This window comes from Sinorhizobium mexicanum (assembly GCF_013488225.1).
Taxonomy (GTDB): domain Bacteria; phylum Pseudomonadota; class Alphaproteobacteria; order Rhizobiales; family Rhizobiaceae; genus Sinorhizobium; species Sinorhizobium mexicanum.
The window spans coordinates 1,526,074-1,544,142 of sequence record NZ_CP041241.1 but is presented as its reverse complement, the minus strand read 5'-3'; the positions used below and the strand labels follow the sequence as shown (position 1 = coordinate 1,544,142).

Below are 18,069 nucleotides of genomic sequence, written 5' to 3'. Positions count from 1 at the left end.
TTGATACATCAGGCGAACTCAGGAAGGGCTTTCACGGTCGTCCGCCCACGTCATTCATCGCCTCCTACATATTCATGATCTGGATCGCCGCAGGCGTGATAATCACGGCGAAGAGCACCGGCAGAAAGAAAACGATCATCGGCACCGTAAGCTTCGGCGGAAGAGCAGCCGCCCGCTTTTCCGCCTCGCTCATGCGCATGTCGCGGTTCTCCTGCGCCATTATGCGGAGCGCCTGACCAAGCGGCGTGCCGTATTTTTCCGCCTGGATAAGGCTCGTTACGACGGCGCGCACACCCTCGACGCCGGTTCTCTGCCCCAGATTCTCGAAGGCCTGCCGTCGGTCCTGCAGGTAGGAAAGCTCCGCCGTCGTGAGTAGGATTTCCTCCGCGATCTCTGGCGACTGCGCGCCGATCTCCTCGCCCACTTTCCGGAAGGCGCTTTCGATGCCCATGCCGGATTCCACGGTGATCAACAGGAGGTCCAGCGCCTCCGGCCATGATCGGCGGATCGCCTGCTGCCGCTTGGTGATCCTGTTTTTGATGAAGATCGCCGGGGCGAAGTAGCCGAACGATCCGGTTCCGACCGCCATTGCTGCGACCAGTATCAACGGTGCCCCCGGCCGGATGACGAAGAGGAGATAGAGCAGGGCGGCAATGAAGATCGCCACCGGCGCAATCAACCGAACGGCAAGAAAGGTCGTCACCGGAGCATGGCCGCGATAGCCAGCCATGTTCAGTTTGCGGACGATTTCGCCATCCTCCGCCTGCTTGGCGAGATTGAAACGGTCGACGATCGCCTGGAAGAGGCGCTTGGGCTCTGCGCGCAGCGAAACCTTGCTCTTCCCGGCCTCCAATCGCGCCCGCTCGCGTTGACGGATACGTTCGCGTTCTCCTTCGACCCTTTTCATTCGCTCGGCCAACGCGTTGCGAAAGACATAAGGCCAGGAAACGACGACGACTGCGGAAAAGGCAGAAAGGCCCGCCATCAAAGCGGACAACTGCTCCGAATTGGGGATATGGGCGGCGAGGCTCATGTCGGCTCTCAGAAGTCGAAGTTGATCATTTTGCGCATGACAAGCATGCCGATGCCCATCCAAAGGCCGCACCCGACAAGCACGAGCTTTCCGGTCAGCGTCGTGAGCAGAAGCGTCATGTAGTCCGGGCTCGTCAGATACACGGTACCGGCGACGAAAAATGGCAGGGCGCCAATGATGCCGGCGGAGGACTTTGCTTCCGCGCTCATAGCCTTGATCTTGCTTTTCATCTTCTTGCGCTCCCGGAGCACCTTTGAAAGATTGCCGAGCGCTTCGGAAAGGCTGCCACCGGTGCGGCTTTGAATGGCGATGACGATGGCGAAGAAATTGGCTTCCGGCAGCGGCATGCGTTCACACATGCGCTGCACGGCCTCGTCAGCCGGGATGCCCAGCGTCTGGTCCTGGGCGATGGTGACGAACTCGCTTTTGACCGGTTCCTGCGCTTCTGCCGCAATCACCCGTAGACAATCGGTCATCGGCAGGCCTGCCTTGAGTCCGCGGACGATGACATCGACCGCGTTCGGAAACTCCGCAGCGAAGCGCGCGAACCGCCCTTTGCGCTTCTGGCTCACATAGGCGTGCGGCAGCAGCAAGCCGCCGGCGATGGCGAAGCCGGCCGCCACGAGCGGGCCAAGACCCAGCGGCAGCACGGCGGTCCAGGTGGCGAGGGCCACACCGGCACAAGCGAGGAAATACGTTCGGGTCGACCAGCGGAGGCCGGCCTGGCGGATCCTGCCGGCGAGCGACGGCCTGCGGCTCTTGCGCGCATTCGCCTGATGCTTTGCCTCGATCTCGCGCAGCGTCTTTTCGACCGAACGCCGGCGATCCCGGCCCTCTTCTTCCGCCCGTTCGCTCTGCTTGCGCTCTGCCACGGCCGCGATGCGCTCGAACCTTTGGCGATAGGCGCTTGCCTTGACAACCCGCGGATAGAAGGCGGCTATCATCACGGCGCCGATGCTGGTGGAGGCCAAGAGAAAGACAAATGCGGGAAAGAGCAGGGAGCTCAGCATCTCCGGTGAACCTTTGATCAGTCTTGGCTTACGCAGCCGCCTTCATTTCCGCAGCATCGAGGGCGGCGGCAAGCCGGGCCTCTTCGCCATAGTAACGGGCGCGGTCCCAGAATGCCGGGCGACCGATTCCGGTTGAGCGATGGCGCCCGATAATATTGCCCTTTTCGTCCTCGCCGAGGATGTCGTAGACGAAAAGATCCTGGGTCGTAATCACATCGCCCTCCATGCCGAGCACTTCGGTGATGTGCGTGATGCGGCGCGAACCGTCGCGAAGGCGCGCGGCCTGCACGATCACATCGACGGACGAGACGAGCATCTCGCGAATTGCCTTGCCGGGCAGCGAATGCCCGCCCATAGTGATCATCGCCTCGATGCGGGAGAGCGCCTCGCGCGGCGAGTTGGCATGCAGCGTTCCCATCGAGCCGTCGTGGCCGGTATTCATCGCCTGAAGCAAGTCGAAGGCCTCCGGTCCGCGCACCTCGCCGACAATGATCCGCTCCGGTCGCATGCGCAGGCAGTTCTTGACGAGTGCGCGCATGGTGATTTCGCCTTGGCCTTCGATGTTCGGCGGGCGCGTCTCGAGCCGCACGACGTGCGGCTGCTGCAATTGCAGCTCGGCCGCGTCCTCGCAGGTGATGATGCGTTCGCCACGGTCGATATAGCCGGTGAGGCAGTTCAAAAGCGTCGTCTTGCCGGAGCCGGTGCCTCCCGAGATCAGCACGTTGCAGCGCACCCGGCCGATGATCTTCAGGACCTCGGCGCCTTCCGGCGAGATCGACCCGAAGCGCACCAGTTGATCGAGCTTCAGCTTCTCTTTTTTGAACTTGCGGATCGTCAGCGAAGGTCCGTCAATTGCGAGCGGCGGCGCGATGACGTTGACGCGCGAGCCGTCTGCGAGACGTGCATCGCAGATCGGGCTCGATTCATCGACGCGCCGACCGACCTGGCTTACGATGCGCTGGCAGATGTTCAGGAGTTGCTCGTTGTCGCGGAACCGGATGCCCGTTTCCTGTACCTTGCCGCCGACCTCGATGAAGACGTGGTTCGCGCCATTCACCATGATATCGGCGATGTCGTCGCGTTCGAGCAGGGGTTCCAACGGACCGTAGCCCAGAATGTCGTTGCAGATGTCACTGAGCAGCTCGTTCTGCTCGGCCATGGAAACCCCGGCCTTCTTGGCCGCGACGATGTCGTTGATGATCGCGCCAATTTCGTTGCGCGCCTGCTCGCCGTCCATGCTGGAGAGTGCAGCAACGTCGATCGTGGCGATGAGCGCGCTGAAGATTTCCTTCTTCAGAGCATAGTATTGTTCGGCTTTTTCCGACTTCACAGCCGATTGAATTTCGATCGCCCTTGGAGCCGAGACTATTGCCGGCGCGGCTTGCGGTGCGCTTTCTGCCGCTGCCTCAGCCCGCGTGTCGGGACCTCTTTCCTCCAAGATGGATTTCTTGCCGAACATCGTTATCGCTCTTGGTTGCAGAGATGCTTGAGGTAGTTAAATGCGAAAGCGGAAGGCGATGCCCTCCGCTTCGCTTGGCGACCGGCGTCCAAATGCTGGAAACGGTCAGAGCGCGTTGGCGATGGAAGTGAACTTCGCGGCCAGGTCAGTGCCGATGGTCGTGACCACTCCGATGATGACGACGGAGATCAGACCGGCGATCAGGCCATATTCGATCGCGGTCGCGCCGGATTCGTTGCGGGCAAAACGGGCAAGAAGATTCTTCATGGTTCGGGTCCTTCAGTGGTTTGAGGTTGCGCCGACGCCAAGTTCGGCATCACAGGGCCGGGCCAGGTTCTGCCTCGTGTCCCGCTTGCTGTGTGGCCCTCATATAGACTTTATTAACCCTCGCGATCCATTCAGCCTGATGGCCGATGGCCGCCGGCAAACGGCTCGGCCGGTTGGCCTAGTCCGATCGTCGGCATTGCACTAGTTGCATGCTTTGCCAGACTCGTTGGAACGGATAACACATCCATCCGTTGAGATATCGGGAGCAACCAGTGGGAGTGATTCCAATGCGCACCGGCGCCGGGTGGCTTGTTCTAGCGGTTGCAACATGCGCCACCGTCGGCGCGGCGCAGGCAGCGGAAAATGTCACCCCAGCGGCCACCACCCTGCAGCCAACCCGCCAGACCGACGGTGTTGTCAAGGTGATCGTGGATTTCGCGAGAACGCTCCTGTTGGCGCGGCCTGCGAGCACACTCGTCATCGGCAATCCGGCTGTGGCGCAGGCGACCCTCAGCGACGACAAGACCGTAATTCTGACCGGCAAGGCGGCCGGTTCGACAAACCTCATCGTCATGGGGATCGACGGCGCGGAGGTAGCCAATATCATCGTTGACGTAGCGGCTGCAGGCGGCCGCCTGGTCACGGTCGACGAGGGCACGGGTAAGACAACCTATAGCTGTACTAGCCGCTGCGATCCGATTCAATCCGGCGAACAAGGCGCTCCGCAACCTCAGAGCAATGCCCCGCAGCCCGGTGAAGACACCAATCCCACGGGCGCTGGCAATCCCTGAACGATCACCCGATCGGAATGCGTCGCGAAAGCTGAAGGTTGAAAGGGCTCCCCGCCAACCCCGGCAGGACAAAGGTGAAGGGATACTGAATCGACAAAATGCGAAAGTCGATGCCGTCCACCGTTTCCTTGCCGGTGACGATTTGAAGCAGGGCCGGATCGCCGCCGTGGAAACTCTCTCGCACTGCCCTCGCGAGCTTCTGCTGCGCCTCGCCGTCGGGCGCATCGCGGGCGATTTGGCCAATCAAGACCTTCCGCGCCGCGAAATCGGCAGCGTATGAGAGATCATTGCGCACGTAAAAGGCGCGGCCGAACTCGATGATCCCTAGCATCAGCAGCAGCAAGGGGAGGCAGACGAGCGCAAACTCCACCGCGGTCGCGCCCGACTGGCTGCACCATAAAGGTCGAATGCCACGCCGCAGCTTCATCGGACCTCGACCTGCATCGAAGAATTGAGCTCGAAATCCGGAAGCACTTCCGGCACAGACATCGGCCGGTAGAGTGTGGCTGCGTCCAGGCGATAAAAGACGAGCTGCGGCACCGAATTCGCACACGGGGTCTTCCCGCATTCCGCCGCCGCCTCCGGTTTCACATCGGCATTTTCCGGGCAGGCGCAGTAGCGCTTCACCGCCGCAGCGGTGGCATTGGCCAGATTTGCGCTCTTGGCGAGCGTGGACTGCACCACCTTGTAGACCTGTGTCGCCCCGGGATCGGCCATGGCGGCCTGCGCGCCAGCGCGAAGGGCGTAGTCGAGCGTCATCCGTTCGTAGATCGCAAAGCCGAGATCCGCCATCGCCACAAGAGCAACGGCGAGCACCGGAGCGATCAGCGCGAATTCTACCGCTGACGCGCCCGCCTCTGATGCTTTAAGTTCACCCACTTTCTTGCGCAGTGCTGAGGACGCCTTTGGCTCGCCGCGCTTGAAGACGTTCCGCAGCAATGTCTTGAAGCCCTTCTTGTGCATCCGCCTCTCCCTCGTCCCGCCAACACGCCACGCCAATGCGACCATAGCCCGGCCCGCTTCGGAAGCCGGTGCCTGCTCGATGACGAGCTTGCCATCATTCGCCGCGGTGCCGAACAGGTGCGGATCGAATGGGACAGAGACGTTGTCCTGCAGGCCCACCGCAGCAACGAAGTCCCTTACCTTGATTTCCGGAAGCTTGGGCGTGCCAAGCTTGTTCAGCACGAGCCTCGGCGGCGGATCGTTCGGCCGAGCCTTCGCCAGGAAATCGATCAGGTTCTTTGCATTGCGCATGCTGGCAAGATCAGGCGTTGCAGTGATGACGATTTCGTCCGCTTCGAGCAGGATCTTCCGAGTCCACTGCGTCCAGATGTGCGGCAGGTCCAAGACGATGTGCCATGAGCTCGAACGCGCAACCTCGAGGAGATGATCGACGTCGTCTTCCCGCAAACTGAAGAACTTGTTGAAGTCCGTAGTCGCCGGAAGCAGATGCAGGCGATCCGTGTAGGTGACTGCCAGACGCCGCAAAAGCACGTCGTCCAGGCGATCCGGACTTTCCAGAACATCCATCATTCCGTTCGCGGCCTCGATATCGAAATTCAGACCAAGTGTGCCGGACTGAAGGTCGAGATCCGCGAGAAGTACATCGGCATCCACGCGCTTGGACATGGCATAGGCCACGTTATGTGCGAGCGTCGAGGATCCGGTTCCTCCCTTGGCGCCGACGAAGGCGACGATGCGACCCAGCTTCTCCTGCGTGGAGTTGCGAAAGCATCGGTGTACGGCAGCGACGAAATCCATGGGCTCGAACGGCGTGACGAGGTAGTCACTCACGCCGGTGTCCAGAAGTTTCTTATAGAGGCTGACATCATTCGAGCGGCCGATGACGATGACCTTGGTTCCGGTGACACATTCCACCGCCAGGGCTTCCAAAGCCGCCATCAGCCGAACCTCATCGTCGTAACTTTCCACGACGACGAGGTTCGGCGATGTGACGCCCCCATAGAGAGCTGCCGCTTCCCTTATACCTCCCGCCTTGATCGTCACCGTGGCGCGCGCCATGCGACGGTCGATCGCCGCCGTACGGATCGCCTCCGCCACCTCCTCCGATCGGCAGAAGGCGGCGATCTCCACTTTCGGTATGGGCAACAGCGGTGGAGCATCCACCGCCTGCGTTTCCTGGGTTTGGTTGCCGAGCTGTTTCATTTGTTCGAGAGTTCCATGAAAACCAATCAACTGCCGTTGGAGCGGGAGGGGACTTCGACCATCGACATGCGCCCACCGCTGATGATGCGCACCACGCCCGGTCGCTTCTCTTCCGTTTCGACCACCGATCTTTCGTTATTGTCGGCCACTGCTCGTAACGCCAGCGAAACCGTGCCGGAGGCTTCCGCAGCCGCGATGGTAGCGATCTGTTCAGGATCCGCTTCGAGCGTTGCAGTTTTTCCGATCACGGAAGTGCCATCGGCCGCTTCCGAAATAGTTTGATCGACGGCGAGCACGCGTATGTTGGAAAGGATCGCGCGGCTGATCACCTTGCCATCTTTACCGGAGGAGTCCGTCCGGGCGACCGTGTGGATGACGTCGACATGGTCGTTGGGCAGGATGAAGCCGCCGGCCGTGCTCTCCGCCGTCACGCGAACGGCGATCGCTCGTTTTCCGGAAGGTAGCATGCTCGACAGAAAGCCGGTGCCGCGTTGCGCGAGCTTGTCTTCGCGAATGGGTTCTCCCGGTACGAAGTCGCTCAAGGCGAGCGAGCCCTTGAGCGCCGTTATCGCGTCCGGCTTTGAACGGCGACTGATGAAGACCGCAGCGATATCCCCCTCCCACGGCTGCCAGCGCATCTGGCCCTCATCGAGCGTCGCACCGCGCTTAAGCTCCGCAGACGCGACCAGCACCTCCTGCGAGGGGGCCTCTTCAACGGTTGCGACCTCTACCGCCGGCTGGTCGGACGCGCCGAGTGCCAGCCAGGAGGCGGCGCCGCCAGATGCGAGGGCAAGAAGGAGAATGGCGAAGCGGATCATGGCCAAACCTTTTCAAGTGGTAAACGGGCCGCTGGTGCCGCCGTCAGAGAAGAGCGGAGAACCAATGGCTTTGCGGCAGCAGCAGAAGCGCCGCCGGCGCCATCGCCGCCCCATAGGGAATGCCCGTCTCGGGCGCGTGCAGGCGAGCGGACCAGGCGTTCTTCTTCAGAACCACCGGCAGGGGCATGCGCCGGAACTGAAGGAGCGCAAGCGTAAGTGCCGCGCCGATCACCGACGTGTAAAGGATGAAGTCGAGCGCGAGGTCGGGCCCAAGCCAAAGCACGGCCACGGGCAAGAGCTTTGCGTCGCCGCCGCCGATCCAGCCAACGGAGAAAAGCAGGAAGGTGCAGACCAGTACGCCGGAGCCAATCAGAATGCTCGAGGAGATGGTGGCTACGCTCAAGCCGGCGGCGGGCGCAAGGACGGCAAAGGAACCCGCCAGTGCGAGCACCAGGCGGTTCGATATGGTCATCGTGGCCACATCCTTGATGCCGGCATAGGTCATCATCCCGGCAAAGAGCAAGAATGCGAACCAAGCTGCGGATGTCGAGATCATGTTCGATGCCTTTCGTGCGCCGATTGGAATGTCGCGAATGTGCCCTTTGAACCGCGCAATAACCATTCGACCTGATGGCCTACGCGCGAGGAGCCAAAGGCGTGCGGCCCGGACTAGGCCAGGTGGCCGAATCGCCAATGACCGGCGAGACATATATCGTCCGGCCCCGAAACTCGGGTCTTGGGCAGCGGAATGGGCGAGAGAAACGACACGATCAACGTGGAAAGGGCGATGCCACTGCGGCGTGCTGGTATACGTCGATTCATAAAAGACGAAGGCGGCACGGTCGCAGTCATCGCGGCGATCGCGTTTCCGGTTCTCGTCGGTGCGATGGGGCTCGGGGCCGAGACGGGCTACTGGTTCCTGGAAGAGCGTAAGCTGCAGCATGCGGCGGACGTATCGGCACACGCCGCCGCCGTGCGCTTTCGCGCCGGAGATCAGCAAGGTGCGCTCGAAACCACTGCCCGCAGGATCGCGAGTGCGTCCGGATATACCCCCGGCAGCCTCACCGTCAACACCCAGCAGGGCCTTGGAGGATCCACCAAGCTCACGGTCGAGTTGGCCGAGACGCATCCGCGTCTTTTTTCGTCCGTCTTCGGCGGCGGACCCGTCACAATGAAGGCGCGCGCCGTCGCCGAGATCAAGGGCGGCTCCAAGGCCTGTGTGCTTGCGCTGTCTAACTCGGCGTCTGGTGCGGTCACCGTCACAGGCTCAACGGAAGTTCGCTTGTCCGGCTGCAGCGTCGTCTCCAATTCGAGTGCAGCCGACGCCTTCCTCATGAAGAACGGCAGCGCAATGATGTCGACGGACTGCGTCTACACCGTCGGTGAGGCCGTTACGACGACAGGCCTGACCCTTACCGGTTGCAGCGAACCCGTCGAACGGGTGCCGCCGACGGCGGATCCTTTTGCATCCGTTGCGGAGCCCGACAAGCTGCATGTCGAACAACTTCCCTGCCGCACGCTCGCCTATGTCTCCATTTCCACCTACACCTTTGACCGGCTTGCAAACGGGACGGAGGCGATCAGGTTCTGCGGCGGATTGCAGATCCAGAATACGATCACGCTGAAGCCGGGCCTATACGTCATAGATGGCGGCGACTTTACGGTGACTGCGGGGGCAAAGCTCTCGGGTGAAGGAGTGACCCTGTTCTTCACCAACGGAGCGGCGGCAAAACTGCTCGGCAACGGCGATATTGACCTGTCCGCGCCGACCAGCGGACCATTTGCCGGACTGCTTTTCTTTGGCAGCCGCCACGACACGGGTGTGATTCACCAGGTGACCGGTAATTCCGAATCGACCTTGGAGGGAAATCTGTACATGCCCAGTGGCCGTATCGATTTTACCGGCAACTCGACTGTGTCAGGGGGGTGCACACAGATCGTAGCGGACCAGATCACTTTTACGGGCAATTCGACGATGGAAACCTGCGCCTCGCCGACCGACGAGATCGTTGTAGGCCAAACGGTGGCGCTGATCGAGTAGTGTGCCTGACACGAATTGGAATCACGTGATCGGACACGCGACCCGATTTTCAAGATGCCGACGCGGAGCTCGATTCCGCGAGCGCAGGGCGGCGGCTGCGCGTAAAGCCGGAGCGGGCAACCGATGAGGCTTGCATGGGCGCAGTATGCGCTTGACGACCGCGATGCCATCTTCAGTTACATTGAAAGTGAAAATCCGAAGGCTGCGGTCCACGTTGACGAGGAATCGCGCGAGCCGTCCATCGCCTCCTCGATTTTCCGGAAAGCGGTCGACCTGGTCGAATTGAGGGAACGCCGGAGTTGGTAGCCCCGCGCACTCCATACATCACAGCCTACATGATAAACAAGGCATGGTTTGGCGGCCTGCGGGTCGACTCCATTCGGCGTGTACGAGGAAGTCAGCCAAACGCAGTCATTATCAATAGGATTGCGAGAGGTACGCCGAAATACCGAGCTCTCGTATGGCACGTCCGCAGATAACGACGCTGATCGACTTCATTGGACGACGTCGTCGCGTTGGATTTTGCGCTTCGCATCATCTCGCAGCATGGCGGAGCAGGTTCTTAAATCCCTGACCCGTTGAGCTCTTGGTCGTCGTCGCCTTCCCAGGGTGAGGGCATCGAGGTGCGATTGAGATTGGCCGAGGGCATCGGCATCCAGCACTTCAATTCCGGTTCGGCATATTCGATGACGCGGCCGGGTGAGGAATCAGAGGCGCGCCAACCTTCTGCACCGAACTGGTCGCCATTCGACCAATAGGCGAGATCAACTTCTGCCGCCCCCTGTTCGGACGGGCGGATCGTGACGAGGATCCGACTGCCGTCTTTCGGCGCGCTTGCCATGTGGCGCCAGCTGTCTGGCTCGACCATCATTTTCCTCCTGCCTTGCTGCAGGTTGCAAGTGTCGCCTCGCCAGCGGAGACGGTCAACGCAAACTTTGCACAACCCATCATCAACGGCGGCCGCCTTCAGGCGGGCTGTTCGGATTCTGTCCTTAAGCCCGCGAGCAAAGAGGCCTAACCGTCAGATGAAGGAATGAGCCTGGTCATAAATGAGTCTTTAGCAGGCCAGGGCCGAAGATCAAACGACACGCAGCCATCAAACCACTTTGATGACGTGCGCCGCTATAATGGGCAGGTCGGCGATTCTAATCCTCTCAAGGCGAGGGATGGCTTCACCTGAATGAGCAAGTTGCGCCAGGAGCGGTCATTGCCAGTCGAATGTTCTAACGTCGCGTTCGGGGCCGAAGAACGAACCCGCAGCGGGTTCGTTCTTCGGCCCTTTGCTGCCGCTCGAGGTCGATCCGAGGAACGGGCGGTATGTGCTAGAATGCGGCTGAAGGCGGAACGCGACAGACGCACTGCGAGGGGCGGTGTGATCGGAAATTCACGCGACCGAGAGCCGATGTTGTGCTCTTGGAGGGGGAGACGAGGACGATGCCGACACCAGAGCAACCCAGTTTAATAGTTCGACAAAAATCCCCACCGAACATCGAGTTTCCGTTTGCGTCGCTCTCCGATTGGCTGATCCCAACCGAGCTGTTCTTCGTGCGGAACCATTTCCCGTCGCCGGACCTCGATGCGCGAGACTGGAGATTGCGCGTTGGCGGGGCGGTGGAGCGGCCGATCGAACTTGACCTCGACAGCATCAAGGCGATGCGGAGCACGACTTCAACCGCCGTCGTCGAGTGCGCAGGAAACGGGCGCGTCTACTATGTGCCGCCGAAGGAGGGTTTGCAGTGGCAGAACGGAGCCGTCGGCAACGCCGCGTGGACAGGTGTTCTTCTGCGCGAGATTTTGGAAATGGCGGGCGTTAAGCCAACCGCACGTGAGGTTCTGCTCGTGGGCGCAGATAGCGGCGTCGTCGACACGAACAAGAAAACGGCTTCTCCCGGCCCCGTCGCTTTTGCGCGCAGTTTACCGCTTGAGAAGGCCATCGCTGACAGCACGATGCTTGCCTATTCGATGAACGAGGAGCCGTTGACGCGCGATCACGGCTACCCGCTACGCGCGGTGGTGGGTGGCTGGTTCGGCATGGCTTGGGTCAAGTGGATCACGCATATCACGGTCGTCGAGCAACCGTTCCTTGGCTACTGGCAGGCGCGCGACTATTTCCGTTGGGAGCGCAGCCTCGGGGAACCCAGGCTGGTCCCCCTTGCGGAGATGGAGGTCAAAGCGCAGATCGCGCGTCCCGTGCAGGGAGCGCAACTCATCGCCGGCCAACCGTATCGGATTTTTGGAGCCGCCTGGAGCGGAGAGGCTGTTATCCGGCAGGTGCAGGTCTGCACCGGAGATGGCAGGGGCTGGCGCGAGGGACGGCTCCTCGAAACAGAACGTCCCTTTGCATGGCGCTTGTGGGAGTACATGTGGACCCCCGAAGAAGTGGGGCGATATATACTACGCTGTCGCGCGATCGACGGGGTGGGGTGCGTGCAGCCCGACCTCCCGCGTTCCGACTGCGAGAGCTACGCGGCCAATTGGATCGTTCCGGTGGAGGTTACGGTCGTTCCCGAGCCACAGACGTACGAGGAGGAATTCGTGATCTAATCACCCGCATGCGGGCGGAATGGCGGCTTTTGGCGCAACTGCGACCCGCGTCGTGACTGCGTCATTCTGCTTTGCAGCAACGGCGACCTGTGGCTCGATGACCATTCTGGGGGCGCATAGCTGCTCCGTCAGTTTTCTCGTAGGGGGCCGCCGCGAGGCGCGGCCCCGCCAGGCGGAGCCGCACATAGTCAAATCTCTGTATGCTCTGCCAGTTCCAGCGCGTCCTCGATGTCCACACCAAGGTGGGCATTTGCTGCATAATTCCGGACCTTTCCCTGCCGAAATGTCTGCTTCTGAGAGACGGCCTGAATGCCTTGATTGCCGCTACGCAACATCAGCCACCCAAGCATAGAAGAACGGAATCCGCCCAAATAATTGGAAACGAGGAAGCAGGCACGACTTCTGAATGGTCGGCTACGAAGATTCAGGCTTCTGACCCCGGCGCTTATCGTTTCGAGACAGGTAGCCGTTCTCCGGCTCTCACCGCGCCTTTCAGTCGATTGCCCGATGGCGCTAATGGACAGGCATAGCGGGAAGAATAGGCGCACGAAGGAAAATAGGAGAAGTTGAAATCGAGCACTAGTGTGCCGTCTGGACGCACAACTCCGAGATCCGCTCCCTTGATGGTGTCGAGGAGATATCGGCCACCGCCATACGTCTCGGTCCCTGAGGTCGCGTCGACAAACGGCAGGAACACGCCACCGCCGTACCCCTCAATCCAGTAAAGGGTCAATTCGCCACCCAATCTGGTCTCCAGCCCCGTTGTACGGGAGAATGCACGCATTGACAGGTCACCATCCACTCCTGCTGCGATGGTTATCCGTTCCGGCGTTACCGGGACAAGTTGTACCGTCAAGCGCAACGAGGGATCATAAGAAAATGTCGTCGGCCCTTCGAACGTCGTGCGGTCCGCCGATTCAATTGGCGACTGAGGATGGTCGCGAAACAGGGTAGAACGGGTGTCGCACCAAAGCCCCCAGGCAGCAACGACGTCTGGGCTAGAACGTACCTCGTAGTAGAGATTTGCGATCTTCTCGCGCCATTCCCATAGTCGTTGAGTCTCGTTCAAATCATTTCCCCACATGTCGGAAATTACGCCGCTCTCCTTCATCGAAACGCTCGCCCAATCCTCGCGGCGCAACTATAATCAATCACGCACTGATCCGAAAGGTTCGGTCTAAACAGCGCTTACCCTGAATGGACGCTATGACCGGGATGGGGGCGCGCACCGGCCGAGGTCGGTGCTCGCGTTCGGCCGAGTTGGTCAAGCGCGAGTGTGCCTCAGTTGTCTTTTCGACCTCGCGAGATGCGGCCGCCACCGGCGACGGCGAGTTCACTACTGCATGTCTCCTTAAATCGACCTCGGTTTAAGGACAAAGACATGCAGCAATTCAAAATGCTACAGCGACCTTTGCGCGTCTGATAAGACGCGCGGCGCTGTAGGATGACGTGCGTTATAGAATCCCTCAATCTGCCTGCATGTAATCCGCCACGCTGTAGCAATGGCTCGCCTGATAGGCGTTCCGCCCGCGGTTCATGTGCGTGAGGTTGAACGTGCGAATGGCGCGCACCACGCGGCGGCTCCTGAGGAGTTTGCGGATCGAGGCAGAGCCGCACACATTGATGCCGAAAATGTCAGCACCACGCGGGAAGAAATAACTGATGTCCTCTGGCATCACGACGCTTTGCTCGAGAAAGGGTTCGTCCACCTGGCTCGGCGTTGCTGAACGATCTGTAGTGAAATCCGAAAGATGCACGATGAATCTGGCGCGGATATCGTTGCCTTGAGCATAGAGCGTGAAAAGCTCCATCCAGCTCGCATTGACGCGTACGAGCGGCTTGTCCGAGGTCGACGGCAGACAGGAAACCGACCAGTAGTAGCGCTCGGTCTTGCGCAGCAAGGGAATGCAGTTTGGACCGTATAGCCCGAGAATCTCCAGCACTTCCCCCGCTTGCGGGCGACTAAGTAGCTTCTCAAATCGAGCGACATATTTGAAGCGCTGTTCCAGGGACTCTGAGCGGTCGCCCGCGTCCGGCAAGTCGATCTTGCCCGCTATCCAATCGCGCTGCTGCTCAAGATCAAGGAATTGCCGCACACCGGCGGTTCTGGGGCGAGAAGTCGTGCCCATGTCAGGCACTCTGCGAAATTCGTGTGCTCGTCATCGGCCGACTCCTGTGTTGTCGCTTGGGCGGTTGGGATTCTAAGCATCGCGCCCAATGCGCCTCCTAATGATACGTGGCGGACGGAGAATTTGGAACAGCTGCGCGACCACGAGGAGAAAGTCGCCTCACCGTTCGTTGCCTTCGCAACGGCTCAAGGCTGATGTCGCCGGCTCTACAGAACGGCCGCTTCTGGGATCAGAGTTCGATCTACAGGATGGCCACAATGAGGCGCAAAGCGGAAATGATCTCGGCCGCGAGCTGCTGGCGCCCACTTGAGCAGAACGTCAATCCGCCCGAAATGTTCGACGGCGGCATTGGCAGCGGCCTTCGCCTGCTCCCCATCAGTCACGTCGAGCACGATGGGGAGAAGATTGGGATGGTCGCCCAGCCGTTCCGTCACCGTCCTGGGATTGCGTGCACTCGCGACAACGTTGTCGCCCTGCGCGAGCGCCAGTTCGGCAATGCGCGCGCCGAACCCGCGCGATGCACCGGTGATGAACCAGGTTTTCATGGATCTTCCCTTTCCGTCAGTTTGTCCCAGTTGCCGGTGCGACACGGGTCCAGAGTTCGTTGAATTCGATTGCGTCGAAGAAGGCCGATGCGCGGATGATCTGGCCGCCTCGCATCTCGAGGAACCAGGCATAGGTGTTGGCGTAGGGCTTGCCGTCGCGGGCCACGCCTCGCGCGCTGAAGAAGGCAATGACCGTGTCTCCGTCGGCGTAGAGGCTGCGGACCTTAGGCTTCAGAGGAGACAGCATTCGTGCGTTGAACGGCCGGACGACCTCGCGCGTGAAGTGCTCCTTGGTCGGGTAGGTTTTCGAGACGATCGAAAACCCTTCGATCGTCCAGCGTGCGTCGGGGGCGAGCAGATCGTACGGAGTGCCGGTGCCGGCGCGCCAGGCGTCGAAACTCGCCTGGATGGTTGCCTTGTTTCTGTCCTCCGTTTCCGATGACGCCTGCGAATTCCTCTCTGGTTGGATGGCGACGAGCGCCACTGCGGTTGCCGCCACACCGAATGCCGCGTCGAATACCTGGCGAGTGCGGTATCTAAGGTTTGCAAGCATGGTGGGGTTCCTCTGAAGAGTACCGGAAGGCGGCATCCTGAGGGGGCCGCCCTCCGAAGAAGGCACTCAGATGCGGTTTTCCCAGGCCTGGAGCTGGTGCTGCTTCAGCATGTCCTCGATGACCTTCGGCACGACATTGCGGAACTTGCCTTCGTCGGACGGCACGATCTCGATCATGCGCTCGATCATCTCGGCCGGATCCATCTTGCCCTCGGGCGTGGCGAAGAAGTCATCGAAGCCCTTGCGCAGATCGGCCCGCTTGGTGAAGTTGACCTCGTCATCGAGCCAGCGGAACGGATTGTCCGCCATGGTCTCGTTGTAGCCGGTGTAATAGGCACCCGGATTGATGGTCTGGACCTTGATCCCGTAGGCGGCCAGTTCCTGCTGCATCGCCTCTGCGAAGGCTTCCAGCGCATGCTTGGTCGAGACATAGGTGCCCCAGTTGGCCGGGGTGAACAGACCGCCCATGGACGAGGTGAAGACGACCTTGCCCTTTACGCCATCGCGCACCCAGCGCAGGACAACACCCTGCGTCAGTTGCAGCGGGAGGAAGACGTTGACCTCGTAGTTCTTGCGGACGAGATCGAGCGGGATCTCCCAGACCGGTCCGGCTTCGCCCATGCCGGCGTTGTTCCACAGGACATCGAAGTCCCACTTTTGTGCCTGCTTGATGTCATAGGGATCGGTGAGGTCGAGCCGCTCGACGCGGATCTTGTCCGAGAGGCCGAGGGCGGCGACTTCCTCGCGCAGAGGGGTCACCTGCGAGGAGACCTGTGCGGTGGCGATGATGTTGTGGCCGTTCTTGGCCATGCCGACAGCCGCGGCCTTGCCGAAGCCAGAGCCAGCGCCGGTGATGAGGATGGTCTTGGTGGTCATGATAGGATTCCTTTCGAGGTTCCTGGGTGGATGTTCGTTGATGTGATGAGGATTGGAGGTCAGTTGCCGAGTGCTGCCGCGGCAGCTTCGGCGACGTCGAGGTCCTGAGCGACCGCGCCGCCCGAGATGCCGACCGCGCCGATCAACTTGCCCTCGGCGTTCCGGATCGGGATGCCGCCAGCGAAGACGACGAGGCCGCCGTTGCTGTTCTCAAGGCTGGGCGAGGTGCCGCCAGGCTTGCAGAACTCGCCGATGTCTTCGGTCCGCATGCCGAACAGGGCTGCGGTGCGGGCCTTGCCGATGGCGATGTCGATAGAGCCCAGAACCGCGCCGTCCATCCGACTGAACGCCTTCAGCTGAGCTGCGGTATCGAACACCGCGATGTTCATGGAAACGCCGATCTGCGTGGCCCGAGCCTCGCTGGCGGCGATGACCGCGTGGGCCTGGTCGTTGGTTATCATTGTCGTGTCTCCTGCCTTGAGCGTCGAACCGGAAGCAATCTCCCGTTTCGATAAGACAGGTATAGACGGTCGCAGTGCGGGGTTATTTCCACTTCTTGCGCGGTGATGCGCAGATCTTGCGCTGTTGCAAATCCTGCGTCGCAGAGGCCTCGAAAATCGTGATCAGCGTCGGTGCAGTTCCCGGTACTGCCCGGGGGTCAGTCCGGTGACCTTGCGGAAGACGCGGATAAAGTTCGCCTGCGACCCGAAGCCGGTATCGAGTGCGATTTCGACCAGCGAAGAGTGATCGAGCGCCAGTTTTTCCCGCGCCGCCTGGACGCGGCGATCGGTGACATAGCGGTTCGGCGTGAATCCGGTCGCGTCGCGGAAGAGACGCGAGAAGTGGAAGGGACTGAGGCAGGCTTCGGCGGCGAGATCGTCAAGCGAGATGTCGGTCCCGATCCGGGCCTCGATGAAATCCAGCACGCGCTTCAGCCGTTTCGGATCGAGCGACGGCGCTTTCGGCGGCGGCTGCCAGCGGTCGGCTGCATAATTGCCCAGAAGATGCGCCGCCAGCGCGGTCTGCATGCCGTCGACGAATAACCGGTCGGTCGGCTGCATGCCCCGTCCAAGCAGGCTGCGAAACGCCGAGCCGATCTGGTGCAGCATGGGATCGGCAAGTCCGCCCGCATAGGCGAGTTCCGCTTTGGCCGGATCGATCGCGTAGTCCGCCAGCGCGCTCCGCTCGATCAACGTGGGCGGGAGATAGAGATGCAGGCATTCCATTGATCCGCTGAGCTCGATTTTGCTTTCCTCGGTCCCGATCGGGACGATCCAGCTCATTCCGGGTTGTGCAAGCACGTCCTGCGTCTGACCGTTACCGGTGCGGCTGACGCCTGCGCGACCGGAGAGCATCAGCACGACCTCCGTGCATTCGGGTGTGAGCGCGTTCTGCGGACCAGTCTTGAGGAGACGATGTTCGACACGCAAGCCGGGCCATTCGGCTGCATCGCTGAGGCGCTGGCTTGTCTGGTATTTCAGGTCCCCGTGCGCATGCAGAGTCATGATATCGAACCTCCCGCACTTTCTAATGCGGCAACGATCAGAGCATTGCAAGATTACTACCGCCTGGTGGAGAAGCACGAAGTTCCGGGCATCTCGACTGGATCCTGGAGAAGCTTCACCGATGCGGAATTCATTTCCGCTCGTGGCACAAATTCGTCGCTCACTCGAGGCGAGCTACGATGGCACAGTGCTGCCGTTCACAGAACAAAGCGTGGACGTCCCTTGGTGCCGAAGAGAGCCGCTCTTCCACGAGCCCTGTGTACGGCTTGTTACGAGGATGTTCATGTTCTGGTTGAAGAGGGCGTATGATTTATCAACGGGAATAGCGGACG

At 60.9% G+C, this 18,069-nt stretch carries 18 protein-coding genes and 2 pseudogenes; 4 read left to right on the top strand and 16 right to left on the bottom strand.

Annotation, left to right across the window (positions count from 1 at the left end; all coding sequences use genetic code 11):
• Nucleotides 1-64: 64 nt before the first annotated feature.
• The 4 genes from FKV68_RS31250 to FKV68_RS31235 all read right to left on the bottom strand — a co-directional run bounded on the left by FKV68_RS31250 (nt 65) and on the right by FKV68_RS31235 (nt 3,769).
• Nucleotides 65-1,033, bottom strand: coding sequence for a type II secretion system F family protein (locus FKV68_RS31250; protein ID WP_180942771.1), 969 nt, complete (start codon nt 1,031-1,033; stop codon nt 65-67).
• An 8-nt stretch (nt 1,034-1,041) separates the two neighbouring features.
• Entirely contained in the window at nt 1,042-2,043 is a 1,002-nt protein-coding gene (locus tag FKV68_RS31245; RefSeq protein ID WP_180942770.1) for a type II secretion system F family protein, read from the bottom strand.
• A 28-nt stretch (nt 2,044-2,071) separates the two neighbouring features.
• Nucleotides 2,072-3,502, bottom strand: coding sequence for a TadA family conjugal transfer-associated ATPase (locus tag FKV68_RS31240; protein ID WP_180942769.1), 1,431 nt, complete (start codon nt 3,500-3,502; stop codon nt 2,072-2,074).
• Between the two features lie 105 nt (nt 3,503-3,607).
• On the bottom strand, nt 3,608-3,769 hold the full coding sequence (locus tag FKV68_RS31235; protein WP_180942768.1) for a Flp family type IVb pilin: 162 nt from the start codon (nt 3,767-3,769) through the stop codon (nt 3,608-3,610).
• 287 nt (nt 3,770-4,056) lie between these two features.
• Here FKV68_RS31235 and FKV68_RS31230 point away from each other — a divergent pair, with 287 nt between their 5' ends.
• Nucleotides 4,057-4,560, top strand: coding sequence for a pilus assembly protein N-terminal domain-containing protein (locus FKV68_RS31230; RefSeq protein ID WP_180942767.1), 504 nt, complete (start codon nt 4,057-4,059; stop codon nt 4,558-4,560).
• 4 nt (nt 4,561-4,564) lie between these two features.
• Here the strand turns inward: FKV68_RS31230 and FKV68_RS31225 are convergent, their stop codons facing one another.
• Genes FKV68_RS31225 through FKV68_RS31210 form a run of 4 tightly spaced genes read right to left on the bottom strand, consistent with a single transcriptional unit; the run spans nt 4,565 to nt 8,100 of the window.
• Complete coding sequence (locus FKV68_RS31225) at nt 4,565-4,987, bottom strand: TadE/TadG family type IV pilus assembly protein (RefSeq protein WP_180942766.1); 423 nt, start codon at nt 4,985-4,987, stop codon at nt 4,565-4,567.
• Complete coding sequence (locus FKV68_RS31220) at nt 4,984-6,726, bottom strand: TadE/TadG family type IV pilus assembly protein (protein WP_180942765.1); 1,743 nt, start codon at nt 6,724-6,726, stop codon at nt 4,984-4,986. Before FKV68_RS31220 ends, FKV68_RS31225 begins: the two co-directional genes overlap by 4 nt.
• Nucleotides 6,727-6,752: 26 nt before the next feature.
• A complete protein-coding gene (gene cpaB, locus FKV68_RS31215; protein WP_180942764.1) occupies nt 6,753-7,544 on the bottom strand; it encodes a Flp pilus assembly protein CpaB in 792 nt (263 codons plus the stop codon).
• Nucleotides 7,545-7,587: 43 nt separating this feature from the next.
• Nucleotides 7,588-8,100: an A24 family peptidase gene (locus FKV68_RS31210; RefSeq protein ID WP_180942763.1), complete on the bottom strand. Its 513-nt coding sequence runs from the start codon at nt 8,098-8,100 to the stop codon at nt 7,588-7,590.
• Nucleotides 8,101-8,292: 192 nt separating this feature from the next.
• Here FKV68_RS31210 and FKV68_RS31205 point away from each other — a divergent pair, with 192 nt between their 5' ends.
• Together FKV68_RS31205 and FKV68_RS33495 are read left to right on the top strand one after the other, a co-directional pair.
• Nucleotides 8,293-9,585, top strand: coding sequence for a pilus assembly protein TadG-related protein (locus FKV68_RS31205; protein ID WP_180942762.1), 1,293 nt, complete (start codon nt 8,293-8,295; stop codon nt 9,583-9,585).
• Nucleotides 9,586-9,708: 123 nt separating this feature from the next.
• Nucleotides 9,709-10,064 (top strand): annotated as a pseudogene (locus tag FKV68_RS33495) (type II toxin-antitoxin system RelE/ParE family toxin).
• An 83-nt stretch (nt 10,065-10,147) separates the two neighbouring features.
• Here FKV68_RS33495 and FKV68_RS31200 read toward each other — a convergent pair.
• Nucleotides 10,148-10,453, bottom strand: a complete 306-nt coding sequence (locus tag FKV68_RS31200) for a hypothetical protein (RefSeq protein ID WP_180942761.1) — start codon at nt 10,451-10,453, stop codon at nt 10,148-10,150.
• Nucleotides 10,454-11,019: 566 nt separating this feature from the next.
• Between FKV68_RS31200 and FKV68_RS31195 the strand changes: the two genes are divergently transcribed.
• Nucleotides 11,020-12,129 carry a sulfite oxidase gene (locus FKV68_RS31195; RefSeq protein ID WP_180942760.1) on the top strand — a complete coding sequence of 370 codons (1,110 nt, stop codon included), beginning with the start codon at nt 11,020-11,022 and terminating at the stop codon, nt 12,127-12,129.
• Nucleotides 12,130-12,574: 445 nt separating this feature from the next.
• Here FKV68_RS31195 and FKV68_RS31190 read toward each other — a convergent pair whose 3' ends face one another.
• The 7 genes and pseudogenes from FKV68_RS31190 to FKV68_RS31160 form a co-directional block, all read right to left on the bottom strand.
• Nucleotides 12,575-13,240, bottom strand: coding sequence for a DUF1684 domain-containing protein (locus FKV68_RS31190; RefSeq protein WP_180942759.1), 666 nt, complete (start codon nt 13,238-13,240; stop codon nt 12,575-12,577).
• A gap of 355 nt (nt 13,241-13,595) precedes the next feature.
• Entirely contained in the window at nt 13,596-14,258 is a 663-nt protein-coding gene (locus tag FKV68_RS31185; RefSeq protein ID WP_180943979.1) for a hypothetical protein, read from the bottom strand.
• A gap of 311 nt (nt 14,259-14,569) precedes the next feature.
• Nucleotides 14,570-14,803 (bottom strand): annotated as a pseudogene (locus FKV68_RS31180) (SDR family NAD(P)-dependent oxidoreductase); the annotation flags it as partial.
• A gap of 16 nt (nt 14,804-14,819) precedes the next feature.
• Entirely contained in the window at nt 14,820-15,356 is a 537-nt protein-coding gene (locus FKV68_RS31175) for a nuclear transport factor 2 family protein (RefSeq protein WP_180942757.1), read from the bottom strand.
• Nucleotides 15,357-15,422: 66 nt separating this feature from the next.
• Nucleotides 15,423-16,232: an SDR family oxidoreductase gene (locus FKV68_RS31170; RefSeq protein ID WP_180942756.1), complete on the bottom strand. Its 810-nt coding sequence runs from the start codon at nt 16,230-16,232 to the stop codon at nt 15,423-15,425.
• 59 nt (nt 16,233-16,291) lie between these two features.
• A complete protein-coding gene (locus FKV68_RS31165) occupies nt 16,292-16,693 on the bottom strand; it encodes a GlcG/HbpS family heme-binding protein (RefSeq protein ID WP_180941915.1) in 402 nt (133 codons plus the stop codon).
• A 162-nt stretch (nt 16,694-16,855) separates the two neighbouring features.
• The gene (locus tag FKV68_RS31160) at nt 16,856-17,737 is read right to left on the bottom strand and encodes an AraC family transcriptional regulator (protein WP_180942755.1); all 882 of its coding nucleotides are present in this window, start codon (nt 17,735-17,737) and stop codon (nt 16,856-16,858) included.
• Between the last annotated feature and the right edge of the window lie 332 nt (nt 17,738-18,069).

Coding starts and splice junctions, on each gene's coding strand:
- cpaB (WP_180942764.1), bottom strand. CDS start 7,544: ATGATCCGCTTCGCCATTCTCCTTCTTGCCCTCGCATCTGGCGGCGCC.
- FKV68_RS31250 (WP_180942771.1), bottom strand. CDS start 1,033: ATGAGCCTCGCCGCCCATATCCCCAATTCGGAGCAGTTGTCCGCTTTG.
- FKV68_RS31205 (WP_180942762.1), top strand. CDS start 8,293: ATGGGCGAGAGAAACGACACGATCAACGTGGAAAGGGCGATGCCACTG.
- FKV68_RS31200 (WP_180942761.1), bottom strand. CDS start 10,453: ATGGTCGAGCCAGACAGCTGGCGCCACATGGCAAGCGCGCCGAAAGAC.
- FKV68_RS31190 (WP_180942759.1), bottom strand. CDS start 13,240: ATGAAGGAGAGCGGCGTAATTTCCGACATGTGGGGAAATGATTTGAAC.
- FKV68_RS31225 (WP_180942766.1), bottom strand. CDS start 4,987: ATGAAGCTGCGGCGTGGCATTCGACCTTTATGGTGCAGCCAGTCGGGC.
- FKV68_RS31240 (WP_180942769.1), bottom strand. CDS start 3,502: ATGTTCGGCAAGAAATCCATCTTGGAGGAAAGAGGTCCCGACACGCGG.
- FKV68_RS31230 (WP_180942767.1), top strand. CDS start 4,057: ATGCGCACCGGCGCCGGGTGGCTTGTTCTAGCGGTTGCAACATGCGCC.
- FKV68_RS31195 (WP_180942760.1), top strand. CDS start 11,020: ATGCCGACACCAGAGCAACCCAGTTTAATAGTTCGACAAAAATCCCCA.
- FKV68_RS31220 (WP_180942765.1), bottom strand. CDS start 6,726: ATGAAACAGCTCGGCAACCAAACCCAGGAAACGCAGGCGGTGGATGCT.
- FKV68_RS31245 (WP_180942770.1), bottom strand. CDS start 2,043: ATGCTGAGCTCCCTGCTCTTTCCCGCATTTGTCTTTCTCTTGGCCTCC.
- FKV68_RS31170 (WP_180942756.1), bottom strand. CDS start 16,232: ATGACCACCAAGACCATCCTCATCACCGGCGCTGGCTCTGGCTTCGGC.
- FKV68_RS31165 (WP_180941915.1), bottom strand. CDS start 16,693: ATGATAACCAACGACCAGGCCCACGCGGTCATCGCCGCCAGCGAGGCT.
- FKV68_RS31160 (WP_180942755.1), bottom strand. CDS start 17,737: ATGACTCTGCATGCGCACGGGGACCTGAAATACCAGACAAGCCAGCGC.
- FKV68_RS31210 (WP_180942763.1), bottom strand. CDS start 8,100: ATGATCTCGACATCCGCAGCTTGGTTCGCATTCTTGCTCTTTGCCGGG.
- FKV68_RS31175 (WP_180942757.1), bottom strand. CDS start 15,356: ATGCTTGCAAACCTTAGATACCGCACTCGCCAGGTATTCGACGCGGCA.
- FKV68_RS31185 (WP_180943979.1), bottom strand. CDS start 14,258: ATGGGCACGACTTCTCGCCCCAGAACCGCCGGTGTGCGGCAATTCCTT.
- FKV68_RS31235 (WP_180942768.1), bottom strand. CDS start 3,769: ATGAAGAATCTTCTTGCCCGTTTTGCCCGCAACGAATCCGGCGCGACC.